14 protein-coding genes are annotated in these 15,248 nt (G+C 46.7%); 8 read left to right on the plus strand and 6 right to left on the minus strand.

The window, feature by feature from the left end; genetic code table 11:
* The first annotated feature begins 65 nt into the window (after nt 1-65).
* From ACYZ97_RS02870 to gmk, 8 genes are all read left to right on the plus strand, one after another.
* Entirely contained in the window at nt 66-623 is a 558-nt protein-coding gene (locus ACYZ97_RS02870; RefSeq protein ID WP_473299996.1) for an undecaprenyl-diphosphatase, read from the plus strand.
* Nucleotides 624-718: 95 nt separating this feature from the next.
* Nucleotides 719-1,663: an ACP S-malonyltransferase gene (fabD, locus tag ACYZ97_RS02875; RefSeq protein WP_473299997.1), complete on the plus strand. Its 945-nt coding sequence runs from the start codon at nt 719-721 to the stop codon at nt 1,661-1,663.
* 48 nt (nt 1,664-1,711) lie between these two features.
* Nucleotides 1,712-2,449: a 3-oxoacyl-[acyl-carrier-protein] reductase gene (fabG, locus tag ACYZ97_RS02880; protein ID WP_473299998.1), complete on the plus strand. Its 738-nt coding sequence runs from the start codon at nt 1,712-1,714 to the stop codon at nt 2,447-2,449.
* Between the two features lie 437 nt (nt 2,450-2,886).
* Nucleotides 2,887-3,123 (plus strand): acyl carrier protein, encoded by a 237-nt coding sequence (locus ACYZ97_RS02885; RefSeq protein WP_473299999.1) that lies wholly within the window; start codon nt 2,887-2,889, stop codon nt 3,121-3,123.
* Nucleotides 3,124-3,245: 122 nt separating this feature from the next.
* Nucleotides 3,246-4,508, plus strand: a complete 1,263-nt coding sequence (gene fabF, locus ACYZ97_RS02890; protein ID WP_473300000.1) for a beta-ketoacyl-ACP synthase II — start codon at nt 3,246-3,248, stop codon at nt 4,506-4,508.
* 179 nt (nt 4,509-4,687) lie between these two features.
* Nucleotides 4,688-5,851, plus strand: coding sequence for an endolytic transglycosylase MltG (gene mltG / locus ACYZ97_RS02895; protein ID WP_473300001.1), 1,164 nt, complete (start codon nt 4,688-4,690; stop codon nt 5,849-5,851).
* A gap of 60 nt (nt 5,852-5,911) precedes the next feature.
* Nucleotides 5,912-6,799 (plus strand): YicC/YloC family endoribonuclease, encoded by an 888-nt coding sequence (locus ACYZ97_RS02900; protein WP_473300002.1) that lies wholly within the window; start codon nt 5,912-5,914, stop codon nt 6,797-6,799.
* A gap of 14 nt (nt 6,800-6,813) precedes the next feature.
* Nucleotides 6,814-7,485 (plus strand): guanylate kinase, encoded by a 672-nt coding sequence (gene gmk, locus ACYZ97_RS02905; RefSeq protein WP_473300003.1) that lies wholly within the window; start codon nt 6,814-6,816, stop codon nt 7,483-7,485.
* Between the two features lie 31 nt (nt 7,486-7,516).
* Here gmk and rsmA read toward each other — a convergent pair whose 3' ends face one another.
* The 6 genes from rsmA to lptF all read right to left on the minus strand — a co-directional run bounded on the left by rsmA (nt 7,517) and on the right by lptF (nt 15,058).
* The gene (gene rsmA, locus ACYZ97_RS02910; RefSeq protein WP_473300004.1) at nt 7,517-8,344 is read right to left on the minus strand and encodes a 16S rRNA (adenine(1518)-N(6)/adenine(1519)-N(6))-dimethyltransferase RsmA; all 828 of its coding nucleotides are present in this window, start codon (nt 8,342-8,344) and stop codon (nt 7,517-7,519) included.
* Nucleotides 8,334-9,344 (minus strand): 4-hydroxythreonine-4-phosphate dehydrogenase PdxA, encoded by a 1,011-nt coding sequence (pdxA, locus tag ACYZ97_RS02915; protein WP_473300005.1) that lies wholly within the window; start codon nt 9,342-9,344, stop codon nt 8,334-8,336. Before pdxA ends, rsmA begins: the two co-directional genes overlap by 11 nt.
* The gene (locus ACYZ97_RS02920; protein ID WP_473300006.1) at nt 9,341-10,327 is read right to left on the minus strand and encodes a peptidylprolyl isomerase; all 987 of its coding nucleotides are present in this window, start codon (nt 10,325-10,327) and stop codon (nt 9,341-9,343) included. Before ACYZ97_RS02920 ends, pdxA begins: the two co-directional genes overlap by 4 nt.
* 112 nt (nt 10,328-10,439) lie before the next feature.
* On the minus strand, nt 10,440-12,779 hold the full coding sequence (locus ACYZ97_RS02925; RefSeq protein ID WP_473300007.1) for an LPS-assembly protein LptD: 2,340 nt from the start codon (nt 12,777-12,779) through the stop codon (nt 10,440-10,442).
* Nucleotides 12,780-13,871 (minus strand): LPS export ABC transporter permease LptG, encoded by a 1,092-nt coding sequence (gene lptG, locus ACYZ97_RS02930; protein ID WP_473300008.1) that lies wholly within the window; start codon nt 13,869-13,871, stop codon nt 12,780-12,782.
* Nucleotides 13,868-15,058, minus strand: a complete 1,191-nt coding sequence (gene lptF / locus ACYZ97_RS02935) for an LPS export ABC transporter permease LptF (protein ID WP_473300009.1) — start codon at nt 15,056-15,058, stop codon at nt 13,868-13,870. Before lptF ends, lptG begins: the two co-directional genes overlap by 4 nt.
* Between the last annotated feature and the right edge of the window lie 190 nt (nt 15,059-15,248).

The raw sequence follows: 15,248 nt of genomic DNA on the forward strand, positions 1-15,248 counted from the left end.
GCCTGCCATAATATTGCCGATTTGTGAGGCCCTAGCTCTCTATTTCCAGAATCGAAAGACTTTTTATGTTCCAATCAATTGATGCCGCTTTGCTGCACTGGGTAGCAGCTACACCCGACACACCAACGCTGTTTGTATGGTTCGGTATATTCAGTGCCAAGGTGCTGCTTTATATTATTCCGGCCCATCTGGTGATTATGTGGTTTGCTGGCAGTATATTTGATCGTCGGGCGGCCTTGACCATTTTTATTGTTGTTGTCATTGCCGTTTTTATCGGTTTTCTGATTTCGATCGGGTTCTATCGTGATAGGCCTTTTGTCGAGGGGTTGGTGCAGGCTCTGATTTATCACAAAAGTAATGCTTCTTTTCCCTCCAATCATGCAACTATCTGTGCTGCCTATTTTACTGTGCTTTATATGTTACGCTATAAAACAGCTGCGAAAATGGCGCTTGTTTTGACGCTCCTTGTCTGTTGGGGGCGGATTTTTGTTGGTGTCCATTATCCATTTGATATTTTTGCTGGCCTGATCTTAGGGGGCTTTTGTGCGTTTTTTGGTGTTCGGGCGGTAATGCCCGCCATACCGGAAGTGGTTTTGCATATCCCGCCGGTTAAAAAGGGTTGAAAATAAAGATGAAAAGGCGTGGCTCAAGCCATTTTCCTTGACTTTTTTGGTATCACTCGTCAAGAGCAATGATTAAATAGCAAGGGAGCATGATAATGGCTGTTGCATTTACATTTCCGGGACAGGGAAGCCAGTCTGTCGGTATGGGCAAGATGCTTGCCGAACAATTTGCCGAAGCGCGGGCGGTATTTGAAGAAGTTGATGACGCGTTGGGCGAGAAGCTTTCAACAACAATGTTCGAAGGCCCTGAAGATAAGCTTACGCTGACAGCCAATGCGCAACCGGCATTGATGGCTGTGTCAATGGCGGTTATCCGTGTGATGGAAGCGCAGGGTCTCAATCTTGCTGAAAAGGTTAAATTTGTAGCCGGTCATTCCTTGGGCGAATACTCTGCCCTTTGTGCTGCTGGTACATTTTCACTTGCCGATACAGCACGTCTTTTGCGTATTCGCGGTAATGCCATGCAAGAGGCTGTCGGTGTTGGCGAGGGTGCCATGGCTGCCATTATCGGTTTGGAAGAAGTCGATGTTGAAGCGGTTTGCAGTGCGTCTTTGAGTGAAGGCGCATGTCAGATTGCCAATGATAATGGCGGTGGACAGATTGTGATTTCCGGCACGAAAGCGGCTGTAGAAAAAGCGGCAGCCTTGGCCGGTGAGAAGGGTGCTAAGCGGGCTATTTTGTTGCCAGTATCAGCGCCATTCCATTCAGCCTTGATGCAGCCTGCGGCTGATGTCATGCATGAGGCGTTGCTGGACGTGAATAAATATGAGCCTAAAGTACCGGTTGTTGCCAATGTCATAGTTGAGCCGGTGCGTGATCCGAAGAAAATCGTTGAGTTGCTGGTGCATCAGGTGACAGGCCGTGTACGGTGGCGCGAAACGATCGAATGGTTTGGTAACAATGGCATTGATACGCTTTATGAAGTCGGTGCGGGCAAGGTGCTGACGGGGCTTGCGCGTCGGATAAACAAGGACATGACTGGTGTTAGTGTCGGCTCGGCAGAAGAAATTGAAGCGGCATTAAAAGCATTGGGCGTATAAGCCGGCTTTTGAAAACACGGTATTTCACACAGGAAATGAGGGAAAGATATGTTTGAACTCAAAGGCCGCAAGGCGTTGGTGACAGGGGCGACAGGCGGTATAGGCGAAGCGATTGCCCGTAAACTGCATGCACAAGGTGCAATCGTTGGTTTGCATGGTACAAGAGAAGAAAAGCTGAAAAGCCTTGCTCAGGAATTGGGTGAGCGGACTTTTATCTTTCCAGCCAATCTGTCGGATCGCGATGCCGTCAAGGCGTTGGCTGAAAAAGCTGAAAAAGACATGGATGGTGTTGAAATTCTCGTCAACAATGCCGGTATTACCCGTGATGGTCTGTTTGTGCGGATGAGTGATCAGGACTGGGATGATGTCATTAATGTCAATCTGACGGCTGTTTTTACCCTGACTCGTGAATTGACCCATCCGATGATGCGTCGCCGGTTTGGTCGTATTATCAATATTTCTTCGATTGTCGGTGTGATCGGTAATCCGGGACAGGCGAATTATTGCGCAACCAAAGCTGGCTTGATCGGATTTTCAAAATCTCTGGCACAGGAAATTGCTACGCGTGGTGTTACAGTTAACTGTATCGCGCCAGGCTTTATTGAATCGGCAATGACCGACAAGCTGAATGATAAGCAGAAGGAAACAATCATGGGCGCTATTCCCATGAAGCGTATGGGCTCGAGCGATGAAGTTGCTGCTGCGGCCGTCTATCTTGCCAGCGACGAGGCTGCTTACATGACCGGCCAGACATTGCATGTCAATGGCGGTATGGCCATGATCTAAACGATCTTGGAATGGAATTGAAAGGCCGGTTCAACCGGTCTTTTTGTTATTTTAGGTGTCGTATTTATGATAGTAGTGTGCAGCCTGTTCAATAACCCACATTTTTTTGCCGTTTTGACACCATGAATAGGACCAGAATGGTCTGGACAGCATCCATTTTTTGTGTCCGCCATCATTCTAATGCTTTTTTCAACCATTTATTCTGTTTGTTTTGGGTAAAATTGGATAAAAAGATAAAATCTCTTTGCGTCTTGGGGAAGAGCATGCTAATTGCGCCCCTCAAGATCGGTGGAAAACCGGTTTATCCTTTATGAGGATATCCACAGGATGCAGAAAAATGCGGCTTTTTTGCTTTTTCATGCATCTATCGCTTGATTAGATTAGCCCATGCCATTAACCAATGGCAGGGATAGAAACATAAAGTCGAGGTTCCGACAATGAGTGATACAGCAGAACGCGTCAAAAAGATTGTAATTGAACATTTGGGCGTTGACGCCGACAAGGTAACAGAAGGTGCAAGCTTCATCGATGATCTCGGTGCAGATAGCTTGGACACAGTTGAACTTGTTATGGCTTTTGAAGAAGAATTCGGTGTTGAAATTCCTGACGATGCCGCTGAAACCATTTTGACTGTTGGTGACGCTGTCAAGTTCATCGACAAGGCTTCTGCTTAATCTTCAAATAGATAAGCGGGGATGCCTGCGGCTTTCCCGCTCTTATTTTGTCCGGCAGGCTGTTGGCAAAAAAGCGCCTGCTTTTCTTTTCACGGTTTATACCGCAGCCAGAAGGTAGAAATATGAGACGTGTCGTTATTACGGGTCTTGGATTGGTTTCTCCTTTGGCGGGCAATGTCGAGGATAGCTGGAAACGGCTGCTTGATGGTCAAAGCGGTGTGCGCCGTATTACAGAATTTGAAGTTGATGATTTGCCAGCCCAGATTGCTGCACGCATTCCGGTTGGTGATGGTACCAATGGTACGTTTAATGCTGATTTGCATATGGAGCCGAAGGAACAGCGCAAAGTTGATCCTTTCATTGTTTATGCAATGGCTGCCGCTGATGAAGCGCTTGATGACGCCAATTGGCATCCTGAAAGTGATGAAGACCAGATTCGCACGGGTGTAATGATCGGTTCGGGTATTGGTGGTGTTGAAGGCATCGTTGAGGCCGGTTATACATTGCGTGATAAGGGGCCGCGGCGTATTTCGCCCTTCTTTATTCCTGGCCGTCTGATCAATTTGGCTTCTGGTTATGTCTCCATCAAGCATCATTTGCGTGGCCCCAACCATTCTGTCGTAACAGCTTGTTCAACCGGTGCCCATGCCATTGGCGATGCATCGCGTCTCATCGCTTTAGGCGATGCCGATGTTATGTTGGCCGGTGGTACAGAATCACCTGTAAATCGTATTTCGTTGGCTGGTTTTGCTGCCTGTAAGGCGCTTTCAACGACACGTAATGATGATCCTATTCATGCTTCGCGTCCGTATGACAAAGACCGCGATGGTTTTGTCATGGGGGAAGGCTCGGCAGTTCTCGTTCTTGAAGAGCTTGAGCATGCCAAGAAACGTGGTGCTAAAATTTATGCCGAAATTATCGGTTACGGCCTGTCGGGTGATGCCTATCATATTACTGCACCAAGCGAAAATGGCGAAGGGGCACAGCGTTGCATGGAGATGGCAATCAAGCGTGCCGGTATTAAAGCGTCAGATATCGACTATATTAACGCCCATGGCACTTCAACAATGGCTGATACGCTAGAGCTTGCTGCCGTGGAGCGCGTTTTGGGTGATTCTGTCAGCCGTGCTACCATGTCATCGACAAAATCATCGATCGGGCATCTGTTGGGGGCTGCCGGTTCGGCTGAAGCGATTTTTTGTGTGCTGGCTATGCGTGATCATATGGCACCGGCAACACTTAATCTTGATAATCCGGATGTCGATACTAAGCTTGATCTTGTACCGCATAAGCCTAAAGCGAAGGAAATTAATGTGGTTTTATCCAATTCCTTTGGTTTTGGCGGCACCAATGCCTCGCTGGTTATGCGTCGTTTTAACGGCTGATTTTCACATTCTTTTCATTAAATTGGGGAGAGCGGATTTATAATCGCTTTTTTCTTGCTGTTTCAAAGGCTGCAGACTTGTGCTTTTTGCCATGATTGACATATTTTCCCAATAAAGAACGGTTAATATGGTGCTGTATGCATCAACGTTATGGAAAATAAAGGAATTGGGGCAAACTATTGACGACGGATGATCAAAAACAAACAGCGTCAACGTCCACAATGGATGGGCAAGGGCAGGGTGCCGGACATTCACAAGATCATGGCGCGCCGCAAGCTGAAGCTGCAGGCGCTATAGCTCGTAAGCGTTCAAAGCTTGCCCGCAATCAATTTGTTATTTTGATTAATTTTGCGATGATGCTGGTTTTTATTGCCGTGATTATCGCTGCCGCGACCCTTTATATTTCAAGTCGTATGTTCGAAGCTCCAGGTCCTTCTATTGAGGCAAAGACAATCTTGATTAAACCGGGTACCGGTATTCGTGAGATTGCAGCTCAACTTGAGTCACAGGACCTGATCCGCTCCAACAAAGTATTTGTCTATACGATCGGTTTTGAAAACCGTGCCAAGGATTTGAAAGCTGGTGAATATGAAATTCCGGCTCATGCTTCGATGCGACAAATCATGGATATTTTGGTTTTAGGCAAATCGATTGAATACAGCCTGACAATTCCGGAGGGGTTAACTGTTTTTCAAGCCGTTGAGCGTTTGAAAAACAATGAAATTTTGACCGGTGATATACCGCAAAAATTACCGCCCGAAGGCAGCCTGATGGCAACAACCATCAGCTTTACACGTGGTACGACCCGTCAGCAAGTTATCCAGCGTTTGATGCATGGCCAACAAAAGCTGGTTGAGGATATCTGGCAGAAGCGTGATAAGACTCTGCCGCTTAAAAGTCGTGAAGATATGGTCAATCTGGCTTCTATTGTTGAGAAAGAAACGGGTGTGGCTTCAGAACGCCCAATGATTGCCGGTGTGTTCTATAATCGTATGGAAAAGAATATGCGGTTGGAGACAGATCCGACATTTCTTTATGGTGTTTATGGTGGAGCCGGTAAACCAGCTGATAAGCCGGTAACAGCGGATGATCGTAAATCCGATACACCGTATAACACTTACCGTATTTTCGGACTTCCTCCCACACCAATTGCTATTCCGGGGAAAGATGCATTGGAAGCGGTTGCCAATCCGCAAAAAACAGATGCTTTATTCTTTGTTTCCGATGGCAAAGGGGGGCATGTGTTTTCCAAGACATTTGACGAGCATATACAAAATACTGGAAAACTGCGGCAACTGCGTGCCCAACAAAAAAACGAGAATACTGAAACGCCTGAAAAATAGGTGCGAATTATCTGTCTATTGATGCTCTGGATGGGATTTGTATTGATAAAGGACAAAGAGATGGCACTTCAAAGTATGACCGGATTTGCCCGTGCGACATCGCTTTATGACGGTTTTGAAATCAGCTGGGAGATGCGGTCTGTCAATGGCAAAGGGCTTGATTTGCGGTTTCGGCTTCCTGCCGGTTATGAAGTGCTGGAAATTGAATTGCGCCGGTTGGCCGCTCAAAAGCTTAGTCGTGGCAATGTCCAGCTGTCGCTTAGTATTGATTCCCCTCACGAGCAGTCTGTGCCCAAGATCAATATAGCTTATCTTGAATCCCTGATTCATGAAATGAAAACTCTGGAAAGCCGTTTTTCTATGCCGCCGGTTCATATAGAGGGATTGTTGGGGTTGCGCGGTGTTATTGATAATAATGTTGCCGAGCTTTCAGATGAGCAGAAAAAGATTATCAATGAACGGGTTCTCTCTACATTTATTGAGGCTCTTGATGCCTTGGTGGCTATGCGCAATGGGGAAGGAAAAAAGCTCAAAGCGCTGATTGTGGCGCATGTTGAAACGATGGCTCAACTAACGGATCAGGCGCGATCTGACCCGGCGCGCCAAACGGATGCTATCCGTGACCGTCTGAAACAGCAGATTGCGCCACTTGTGACAGAAATTGCCGAGCTTGAACCCGAGCGGCTTTATATTGAGGCGGCGCTATTGGCAACGCGTGCCGATATACAAGAAGAGTTGGATCGTCTGGATGCCCATATTGCCGCTACACGCGCTCTTTTGGATGAGGGCGGTGCCATAGGACGCAAGTTGGATTTTTTGGCACAGGAATTTAATCGCGAAGCCAATACGCTATGTGCAAAGGCCAATGTTCCCAGTCTGTCGGCAACAGGGCTTGCGTTAAAGGCGGTCATTGATCAATATCGTGAACAGATACAGAATTTGGAATAGAGAAAATAACCATTATGAGCGCAAACAAAATTCTTTCCGGTAGTCCCTATTTGAATGCGGGTAAGAGACGTGGACTTTTATTGGTGCTGTCTTCGCCTTCGGGTGCGGGTAAGTCGACCATATCGCGATTACTTTTGAAAGAGGCAAATCTTGGTTTATCTATCAGTGTGACAACCCGTCCGCGCCGTGGCGATGAAGTTGATGGTGTGCATTATCACTTTATTTCCGTTAAAGAATTCGAGCGTCGGCGTGATAATGGCGAATTGATTGAGTGGGCCAAGGTTCACGGTAATTATTACGGCACCCTACGAGAAAGTGTTGAAGATGCGCTGGGTCAGGGTAGGGATATGCTGTTTGATATCGATTATCAGGGGACGGAGCAGTTACAGGCGCAGATGCCTCAGGATGTTGTTTCTATTTTCATTCTGCCGCCCTCCATGCGTGAATTGAAATCCCGTCTGCATCGTCGCGCTGAAGATAGCGCAGAGGTGATTGATATCCGTCTTAACAATGCCCGTGTCGAGATCGAGCAATGGTGTAATTATGATTATGTTCTGATCAATGAAGATTTAGCCCAGTGTTTTGCATTGGTAAAATCTATTTATCTTGCCGAAGCGGTAAAACGTGAGCGTTTGCTATATCTTGAAAGCTTTGTTCATAGTCTTCTGGAAGAAAAAACCAGTTAATATTTTTTAGGGAGGAGTTACGGAGCTTTATCTATAATTGATTGGCAAGTGTAACGAACTCTTCGATTTCCAATGTCTCGGCACGTCGAGTCGGATCAATTCCAGCTCTGGCAAGAAGTGTTTCACCGCCAATGGCTTTTAGGCTCTGGCGTAGCATTTTGCGCCTTTGGCCAAAAGCTGCCTGTGTAACACGGCCCAACGTATCTGCCTGGCATGGTAAAGGAGCTTCCCGCGGGACAAGGTGAACAACCGAGGATGTCACCTTGGGTGGTGGATTGAAGGCTTGGGGTGGTACGTCAAAAGCGATTTTTGCTTCTGTCCGCCATCCTGCCAATACACCCAGCCGACCATAATGATTAGAACCGGGGTGGGCGACAATACGTTCGGCAACCTCGCGCTGGAACATCAAGGTCATCGATGCATAAAAAGGTGGCCATGGCTCACACAATAGCCAGTTAAGCAGCAATTGAGTGCCGATATTATAGGGAAGATTGGCAACAATTTTCGGTTTTTGATCAAGATTTGCCCATAATGTCGCAAAATCCTGTTGCAGGGCGTCACCTGAAATGATGCGTAAACGGTCGGGATAGTGTTTGGCTATTTCATCAAGAGCTGAAAGACAACGCTCATCCCGTTCAATAGCTGTTACATATGCCCCTTGTGCCAGCAGGGCGCGTGTCAGTCCACCCGGGCCGGGGCCGATTTCAAGAATGGGATAGTCTTGCAGATCACCGGCTGTACGGGCAATTTTTGATGTTAGGTTAAGGTCGAATAGGAAATTTTGTCCTAAGGACTTTTTAGCTGCTAGCCCATAGGTTTCAATGACTTCGCGCAAGGGGGGGAGCGTATCAATGGCCATTCTTGCCGTCCCCCATTTTCCAAGCCATTTTTAAAGCAGCGATAAAGCTTGCAGGATTGGCAATACCTTTCTCGGCGATATCAAAGGCTGTACCATGGTCGGGTGATGTCCGGATAAAGGGGAGGCCGAGTGTAACATTAACCGTATCATCAAAGCCGATAGTTTTGACAGGAATGAGTGCCTGATCATGGTACATGCACAAAGCCGCATCATATTGACGGCGCGCATGGTCATGAAACATGGTATCAGCGGGTAGGGGGCCGTTAATATGGATGCCTTCGCTGCGCAATGTCTTTATAGCGGGTTGTATGACATCAATTTCTTCATGCCCCATCGTACCATCTTCACCGGCATGGGGGTTAAGGCCTGCCATAGCAAGACGTGGATGATTGATTTGAAAGCGGTTTTGAAGGTCTTTATAAACAATTCGAGCTGTTTCGCAGATAAGATCGCTGGTCAGTGTGTCCATCACATTATGTAATGCGATATGGACGGTAATTGGCACTGTTTTTAACTGCGGTCCGGCTAGCATCATGACAGGTTTGAAAGCACCCTGATAGAGTGTGTCAGCCAATGACCCGAGAAATTCCGTGTGGCCAGGAAAAGGAAAACCTGCATCATAGAGCGGCTTTTTGGCGATTGGGCATGTGACAAGCGCTTTTGCTGCACCTTGATGGACCAAATGGACGCTGCGTTCAATCGCTTCAATTGTGGCGGCCGCATTTTCAACTAGCGGTATGCCGGGTGCATCCTTTTGTCTGTTTTTTAAAGCATATACTGATAAGGCACTATTATTTGTTATGTATGCCTGACTTTTTTCAATAATCTTAATGTCGAGTGGAATAGAAAAGCGCGCAGCGCGCGCTTTTAAAAGGTCAGGATCAGCTAGAACCATAAAAGGTGGCAGGCCATATTCATGACGTTTGGCCCATGCTTTGAGAATAATTTCCGGGCCTATACCGGATGCATCACCAGCACTGACCGCAAGCACAGATTTCAAGGTGTTTCAATCCGTGCTTTAGCCCGTAATTCGCCAAGATATTTTGTGTTCAGATCTTCGATCTTTTTATCGCCGCCGTTGCCTTGTGAATCTTCGATCGAAAAAACAAGCTGGGCGACTTTGTCGTCTGAGACTTTGCGAATTTCACAAACAGCTAGAACTTCGACACCGCGTTCAGTTTCTTGCGGTGCAGTCATTTTGCCAGCAGGAGTTGCTTTGACGGCTTTTTCCCATTCTGGTGGCAATTGCTGTTCGATAATACGATTAAGCGGCTTGGGCGGCGCCACATCGACCTTGAATTTGCTGCGAGTTTCATTAACCAGAGATTTTAAATTCTGGCAGCCGGTAAAATTGGTACGTAGAAAATTGGCTGCCTGCTTGCGGCTGCCCATTAAGACACCGCGTTTATTGGCTGGAATAACAAAAATAACTTGTTGCATTGTATACTCATTGGCGCTTGGCTTGACGCCGCCATTTTTAAGCATACGCTGGACTGCCTTTTCAATCGGGATAAGACCGGATGAGCCACCGTTCTCAGCATGATAGCGCGCTTGCAACAGGCGCCCCCACCCCATTTGTACCTGAATATAGGTTTTAAAGTGCTCAGGTGTAACACCGGCTTGATTGAGCATGGCAGATAGCTGCGCTACGGTCATTTTATTACGTTGGGCAAAGCCTGCAAAGGCCTGATTGACTTCGGCATCGCTGACATTGATGTTGCGAGTTTTCATTTCAATGCGTTTGAGCATTTCTTCAGTCAATTCATCTTTGGCCAAAGCGTTGAGATTACCTTTGCGCTGTTGTAATCGCAAGAAAGCAGCACGACGCTGGATATCATAATTGGTAATAGCATTGCCATTGACAATAACGGCTACTTCTGTTGCTGCATAGGCTGGTGTCATCAAGCCTTCTTGTGACAGGCTTATCCCGCTCAATGCCGCTGTCAATAGCAGGGCCATACAACCGCGTCGTACATTTTTCATGGGTGTGCAAACTTTCTTTATTTCGGGCATAGAACTCATTAAGCGTTTATTATAAGAATTTCATAGAGGAAAAACAACGCCATATCTAATATCATAAAACTGCGGATGTGAACTATATTCCCTGACCAAAATCTCCGACAGTACGGAATGAAATCATGAATCCCCATTTATGGCTAGCATCGTCATCCCATGGATTGCGGGTCTGCTGATAGCCAAGTAAAAGGCCTACACAATCATCAAGATATTGGACATTGGCACCGGCACGAACAAGCGTATCTGAAACCAGATCATAGCTTGTGTTGGCGCTGAGCGTCCATGTATCTGTCAGCTTGAAGCCGCCTTGCACAGAGACTTCTTGACGATCTTGAGCGTAACCGTAATAGGCTTGTCGTTGGATATAAGCATATTGCGAGGAGGCCCAGACAGGTCCCCAGTTTTGCTGGATTTCTATTTCACCACGCCGCATGGCGCCTGATTCTTCATCAAAGCGGCCGCGAGTGGCAACCGAGAATCCGGAACCATTATTGGCACCGAGCATAGCAACATAGTCGGAACGAGCGGTTTCAAGTCCCGATTCAGAGCCGACACTAACCATATCTTTTGTTGCAAAGGAATTGCGGCCTGCCAACTGGAAGGATTGTCCAGCTAGGGCATAAAGTGACCAATTGTTGCCGATATTGCCGGAATAGCGTAAACCCAGATTGGCACGTGTGCCACCTTCTAGGCGATCATAGCCGGAAAATTTATCGCGTTGGAATAAAGTCGTGGCATCAAAAACGAAGCTCTGCGCATCTTCATTGAACATTTTGCCGGCATAAGATTCATTGTTGCGAACAAAGATCTGTGCAATCGGTTCAAGAATATGGGTAGTGTTGCCAGCTGTAAAAAGCAATGGATAGCGCATTTCAAAACCGGCTGTTGCCATACCGCGGAAAGCGTCATCACGCATATTGATCGCATTATAAGAACCGTTGGCATCAGTGCCCATGGCATCGCCACGCAAGGCTAGCAATGGTGTTAATGTCAAGCCACCTTGTGTGATGAAGGTACGTTTCCATTCCACTTCATTGGTTAGGCGGGCATTGGTACCGGCGACACCAGCCAATCGTGCACGATTAAGAGGATTGCCGCTCCAGTCGGCAAAGGCATAATCTGCGCGATCACGATAGATAGCTTGTAGATTGGCTTTGAAGGTCAGCTGTCCGCCATAGATCGATTCTTCAGGGATGAAAGTATAGTCGATGCGTGGCAAAACCCAAGGCTGGCGCGAATTGCGCTCACTCGGACTGCTTTTTAACAATGAATCCTGCACTTCGAAATGATAGAACCGCATATCGAAGTAATTGCGACCCGAAAGCCCAGTCAGATAGACCTGTGAGCGATGGACACTCTGATTATAATTGGTAATATTATATGTTTTTGAGAAATCCCGGTCTGTTTGGGCCAGAATATCCCAGCCATATGTCCAGCGCGGGTTGATTTCGAAATCCCCTTTGGTCCCTAGCATAAAGCGTTTTTCATGAAAACGGTCGGTTTCATCACGATCAAACTCACCCGGATTAACCTGATAAATACCGGCAAATTGAACAGTATAAGAACCGTTCTCTAGACGATGGCGCCATTCACCATCCAGCAATAGCCCCTGACTAGAATAGCCCGTTGCCGATAGTGTCAGGTCATAATTGGGTGCCAAGGCCCAGAAATAAGAATTCTTGATGCCATATCCAAGATTGCTTTTTTGTGAAAAGCCCGGTTGGAGAAAACCGGATTTTCGCTTGACGGTGGGATCTGGCATTTCAAAAACAGGAAACCAAGCTATTGGTGTGCCGAAGACTTCAAAGTGACTATCTTCGAAACGCATTGTTTTGGTTGCGGTGTTCCAGATGATTTTTTTGGCCTTCAGCTGCCATTTGACTTCACGGTCAGGTTTGTAATAGCAGGGCTCGCAGGCTGTGTAGACGCCATTGTTGAAGACAGTCATTTCACCCTTGCTGCGTTCAGCGCTTTCAGCGGCAAAACGGGTGTTGTCTGCAGATTCAACACGCAATGCGTTAACAAAACCATCGCCGAGATCGTCTGTCATATCAATTTTATCGGAATAGATCTTATTGCCATCCGGCTCGACAATCTCGACACTGCCTTCGGCTATGACACGCTTTGTCTGCTGGTTGTAGACAACCTTGCGGGCAACGATATGGTTACCGTCATATTCGATCTGTACATTGCCCTGTGCCGTAACGGTTTTGGCGTCACGGTCATAGATAAGCTCATCTGCCGATAAAAGCATACGAGCCTCAGGATTGGTTGTCTTTTCTGAAGAAAGAGGCTGCAGGTTTTGGGCAATAGCCGACGACATAACTAAAGGCGACCCGAATGCGCCAAGCATAAGAGTTCCAAAAGCGAGAAATTCGAGTTTTTTAACCAGTTTTTTAACCGAGCTCACCCTACTCACCTAACCATCTTCCTTGTGTAACAAAAAGGAAATTCCAAAAAATAACGCAATAAGAACCGGCACCCACGCTGCAATAATAGCAGGAACATATCCTGCATTACCAAAGGCCTGAACCAGAACCGAAATTACATAAAGCACGAACCCGGCAATGATTCCACCCAGAATCAACGCTCCTGACTGTCCAAATCGCACAAATTTTAACGAAACGGTAGCCGCAATCAATGTCATGGCAACCATTAAAAATGGAGTTGCAACCAGAGATTGTAACTGCATATTGAATTCATTAGCCGAATATCCAAAGGATCTGGCAACCGAAATTTTATGGGGCAGTTCATAGAATGGAATGCTGGCTGGATCAGCTAGCTTTTCTTCGACAAATTCGGGTCTCAAATTTGTGTTTATGTCAATAACATCAAAGTGTTGTGGTTCTTGTCCGGCTTTGTATTGGGTGACGTTTATAAGCTGCCAATAATTGTCTTTTAGCTCGGCGCGTTCTGCATTCAGCCAATGCATAATTGTATTGTCCGGATTGAATTGGACAAAGCGTGCATCGATGAGTGTATGTCCCCTGTTGATAACTGATTTAGCACCTATGGTTGTAGTCCCGTCATCGGTCTTTTGCGTTAACCATGGTATACGATCGATATCTGTGGATGATGTTTTTGGCGTTCCTTTGAGGTCGGAAAGCATATTTTCAGCCTGGGTTGTCCCCCATGCAGCCAATGGGTTGACAATGATGACAGCTAAAACCCCGAAAAGAAATGCGCCAAGGCAGGCTGGAAAGATGAATTGCCATGCTGAAACACCAATAGAACGTGCAACAACAAGTTCGAATTTACGATTAAGAGAAATGAGCGTCGCCATTGCCCCGAATAATGCAATAAAAGGAAATAGCTGTTGCATGATGAAGGGAATACGCAGTGCCGACATGATCAAGGCACGAGAAGCCGTATAACCGGGGAGGTTGGAGATACGCCCTGCATTTTCAGTGAAGTCCATTAAAAGGGCAAGGGTGAAGATTCCAAGAAGGAACCAGCCCGTTATCTTGACATAGCGCATGAAGAAATAGCGTCCCAGCGTCCAGCCGATCATTGTGTCGTACCTCCGCTATTTTGGTGATCACCAAGATCAAAGCGTTTTTTGACAAGGTCGACGAAATTGGCAATCCTGTCACTGATCCCGGCTGGAAGCCCCAAACGCCGGTGCGTGAAGATCAAGAAAGCCGATATGGTACCGATAACCAGTGGCGACAGGTAGAGAAGGGGAATGAATGCAAGATCATTATCCGCACGGTCGCCAAAAAAATAACCGAGCCAATAAGCAATGAGTGACAGGCTGATGGCGGAAAAGGATGCCGATATACGCGCTTCGCGGTGGGAGCGGGCATCGCCAGCAACAGCCAGAGCAATCAATGCAAAGATGAAAGGATAGATCCACTCGGTACAGCGACGATGGAGTTCGGCTGTATACTGGTTGGGCCGGCGTTGGTAGTTGGCATCATTGGGGTCGGGGTTGAGTAGGAACGAAAGGGACTGATCTTTGGGAAAAAGCAGAACACTGTCACCGGCGGGTGAAAATTCTCCCAGATCGAATGTATAGGAATTGAATTTAATAATGGAAACATCGCCGCTCTTGTTATCATGGCGCTGGACTTCGCCATTTTCCATAATCAGAAAGCTGCCACGATTATTGCTTTGCACGGCACCATTCACGGCATAATAATAAAGATCAAGATCGGGATTGCGCTGATCGGCAATAAAAAGCCGCCCGATGGAGCCATCGGCATGGCGTTCACCGATTTCCATATAGATATTATCGCTTAATTCGCGAAAATTACCTTCTTTGATCAGGACATTGATTAGGTCTGAGTGGGCATTGGCAACCATATCTCTCATATTGATACGGGCATGGGGAGCAACAAAGTTGGCAATGACAAAGGAAAGAATCGAGATGACAACGGCCAGATAAAGAACGGGCCGCCATACTGAAGAGCTCGGTGCGCCGGATGCATTAATAACAACCAATTCCGAATCCTGGTTCATGGTGGAAAGCGTTTGTGCAATGGCAATAACCAACGCAAAAGGCATGACAAGCGGAATTGCGGACGGGATAAACAGCGACGAGAATTTCAGAACGGTTAGAAATGTCTGTCCACTCGTTGTCAGGAAGTTGATTCGCGCCAACACCTGAACTGTCCATGTGATGCCGATGGCAGCAAACAAAACAGCCAGAAATAGTACGGTTATACGTCTAAGGATGTATGACTCAATAATACGCATGTCGGGGAGCATACACCTTTTCAATTAACTGACGCACGACTACGGTGCTGCTAAGATACCAAAGTTTATATTTAAAATATTTCTCTGTTTCGGTTTCTAACAAGCTTGAGCAAACAAGCAAGCTCAAACATTAACGAAATATTAAAAACTTACATTATTTGCCATATCTATTGTGATTAATTCAAGTCTG

This window comes from Bartonella sp. bp_1, assembly GCF_055808085.1.

Excerpts from the sequence above, each read along its gene's own strand:
- ACYZ97_RS02870 (WP_473299996.1), top strand. The coding sequence starts at position 66 with ATGTTCCAATCAATTGATGCCGCTTTGCTGCACTGGGTAGCAGCTACA.
- fabD (WP_473299997.1), top strand. The coding sequence starts at position 719 with ATGGCTGTTGCATTTACATTTCCGGGACAGGGAAGCCAGTCTGTCGGT.
- fabG (WP_473299998.1), top strand. The coding sequence starts at position 1,712 with ATGTTTGAACTCAAAGGCCGCAAGGCGTTGGTGACAGGGGCGACAGGC.
- ACYZ97_RS02885 (WP_473299999.1), top strand. The coding sequence starts at position 2,887 with ATGAGTGATACAGCAGAACGCGTCAAAAAGATTGTAATTGAACATTTG.
- fabF (WP_473300000.1), top strand. The coding sequence starts at position 3,246 with ATGAGACGTGTCGTTATTACGGGTCTTGGATTGGTTTCTCCTTTGGCG.
- ACYZ97_RS02900 (WP_473300002.1), top strand. The coding sequence starts at position 5,912 with ATGGCACTTCAAAGTATGACCGGATTTGCCCGTGCGACATCGCTTTAT.
- gmk (WP_473300003.1), top strand. The coding sequence starts at position 6,814 with ATGAGCGCAAACAAAATTCTTTCCGGTAGTCCCTATTTGAATGCGGGT.
- rsmA (WP_473300004.1), bottom strand. The coding sequence starts at position 8,344 with ATGGCCATTGATACGCTCCCCCCCTTGCGCGAAGTCATTGAAACCTAT.
- ACYZ97_RS02920 (WP_473300006.1), bottom strand. The coding sequence starts at position 10,327 with ATGAAAAATGTACGACGCGGTTGTATGGCCCTGCTATTGACAGCGGCA.
- lptG (WP_473300008.1), bottom strand. The coding sequence starts at position 13,871 with ATGATCGGCTGGACGCTGGGACGCTATTTCTTCATGCGCTATGTCAAG.
- lptF (WP_473300009.1), bottom strand. The coding sequence starts at position 15,058 with ATGCGTATTATTGAGTCATACATCCTTAGACGTATAACCGTACTATTT.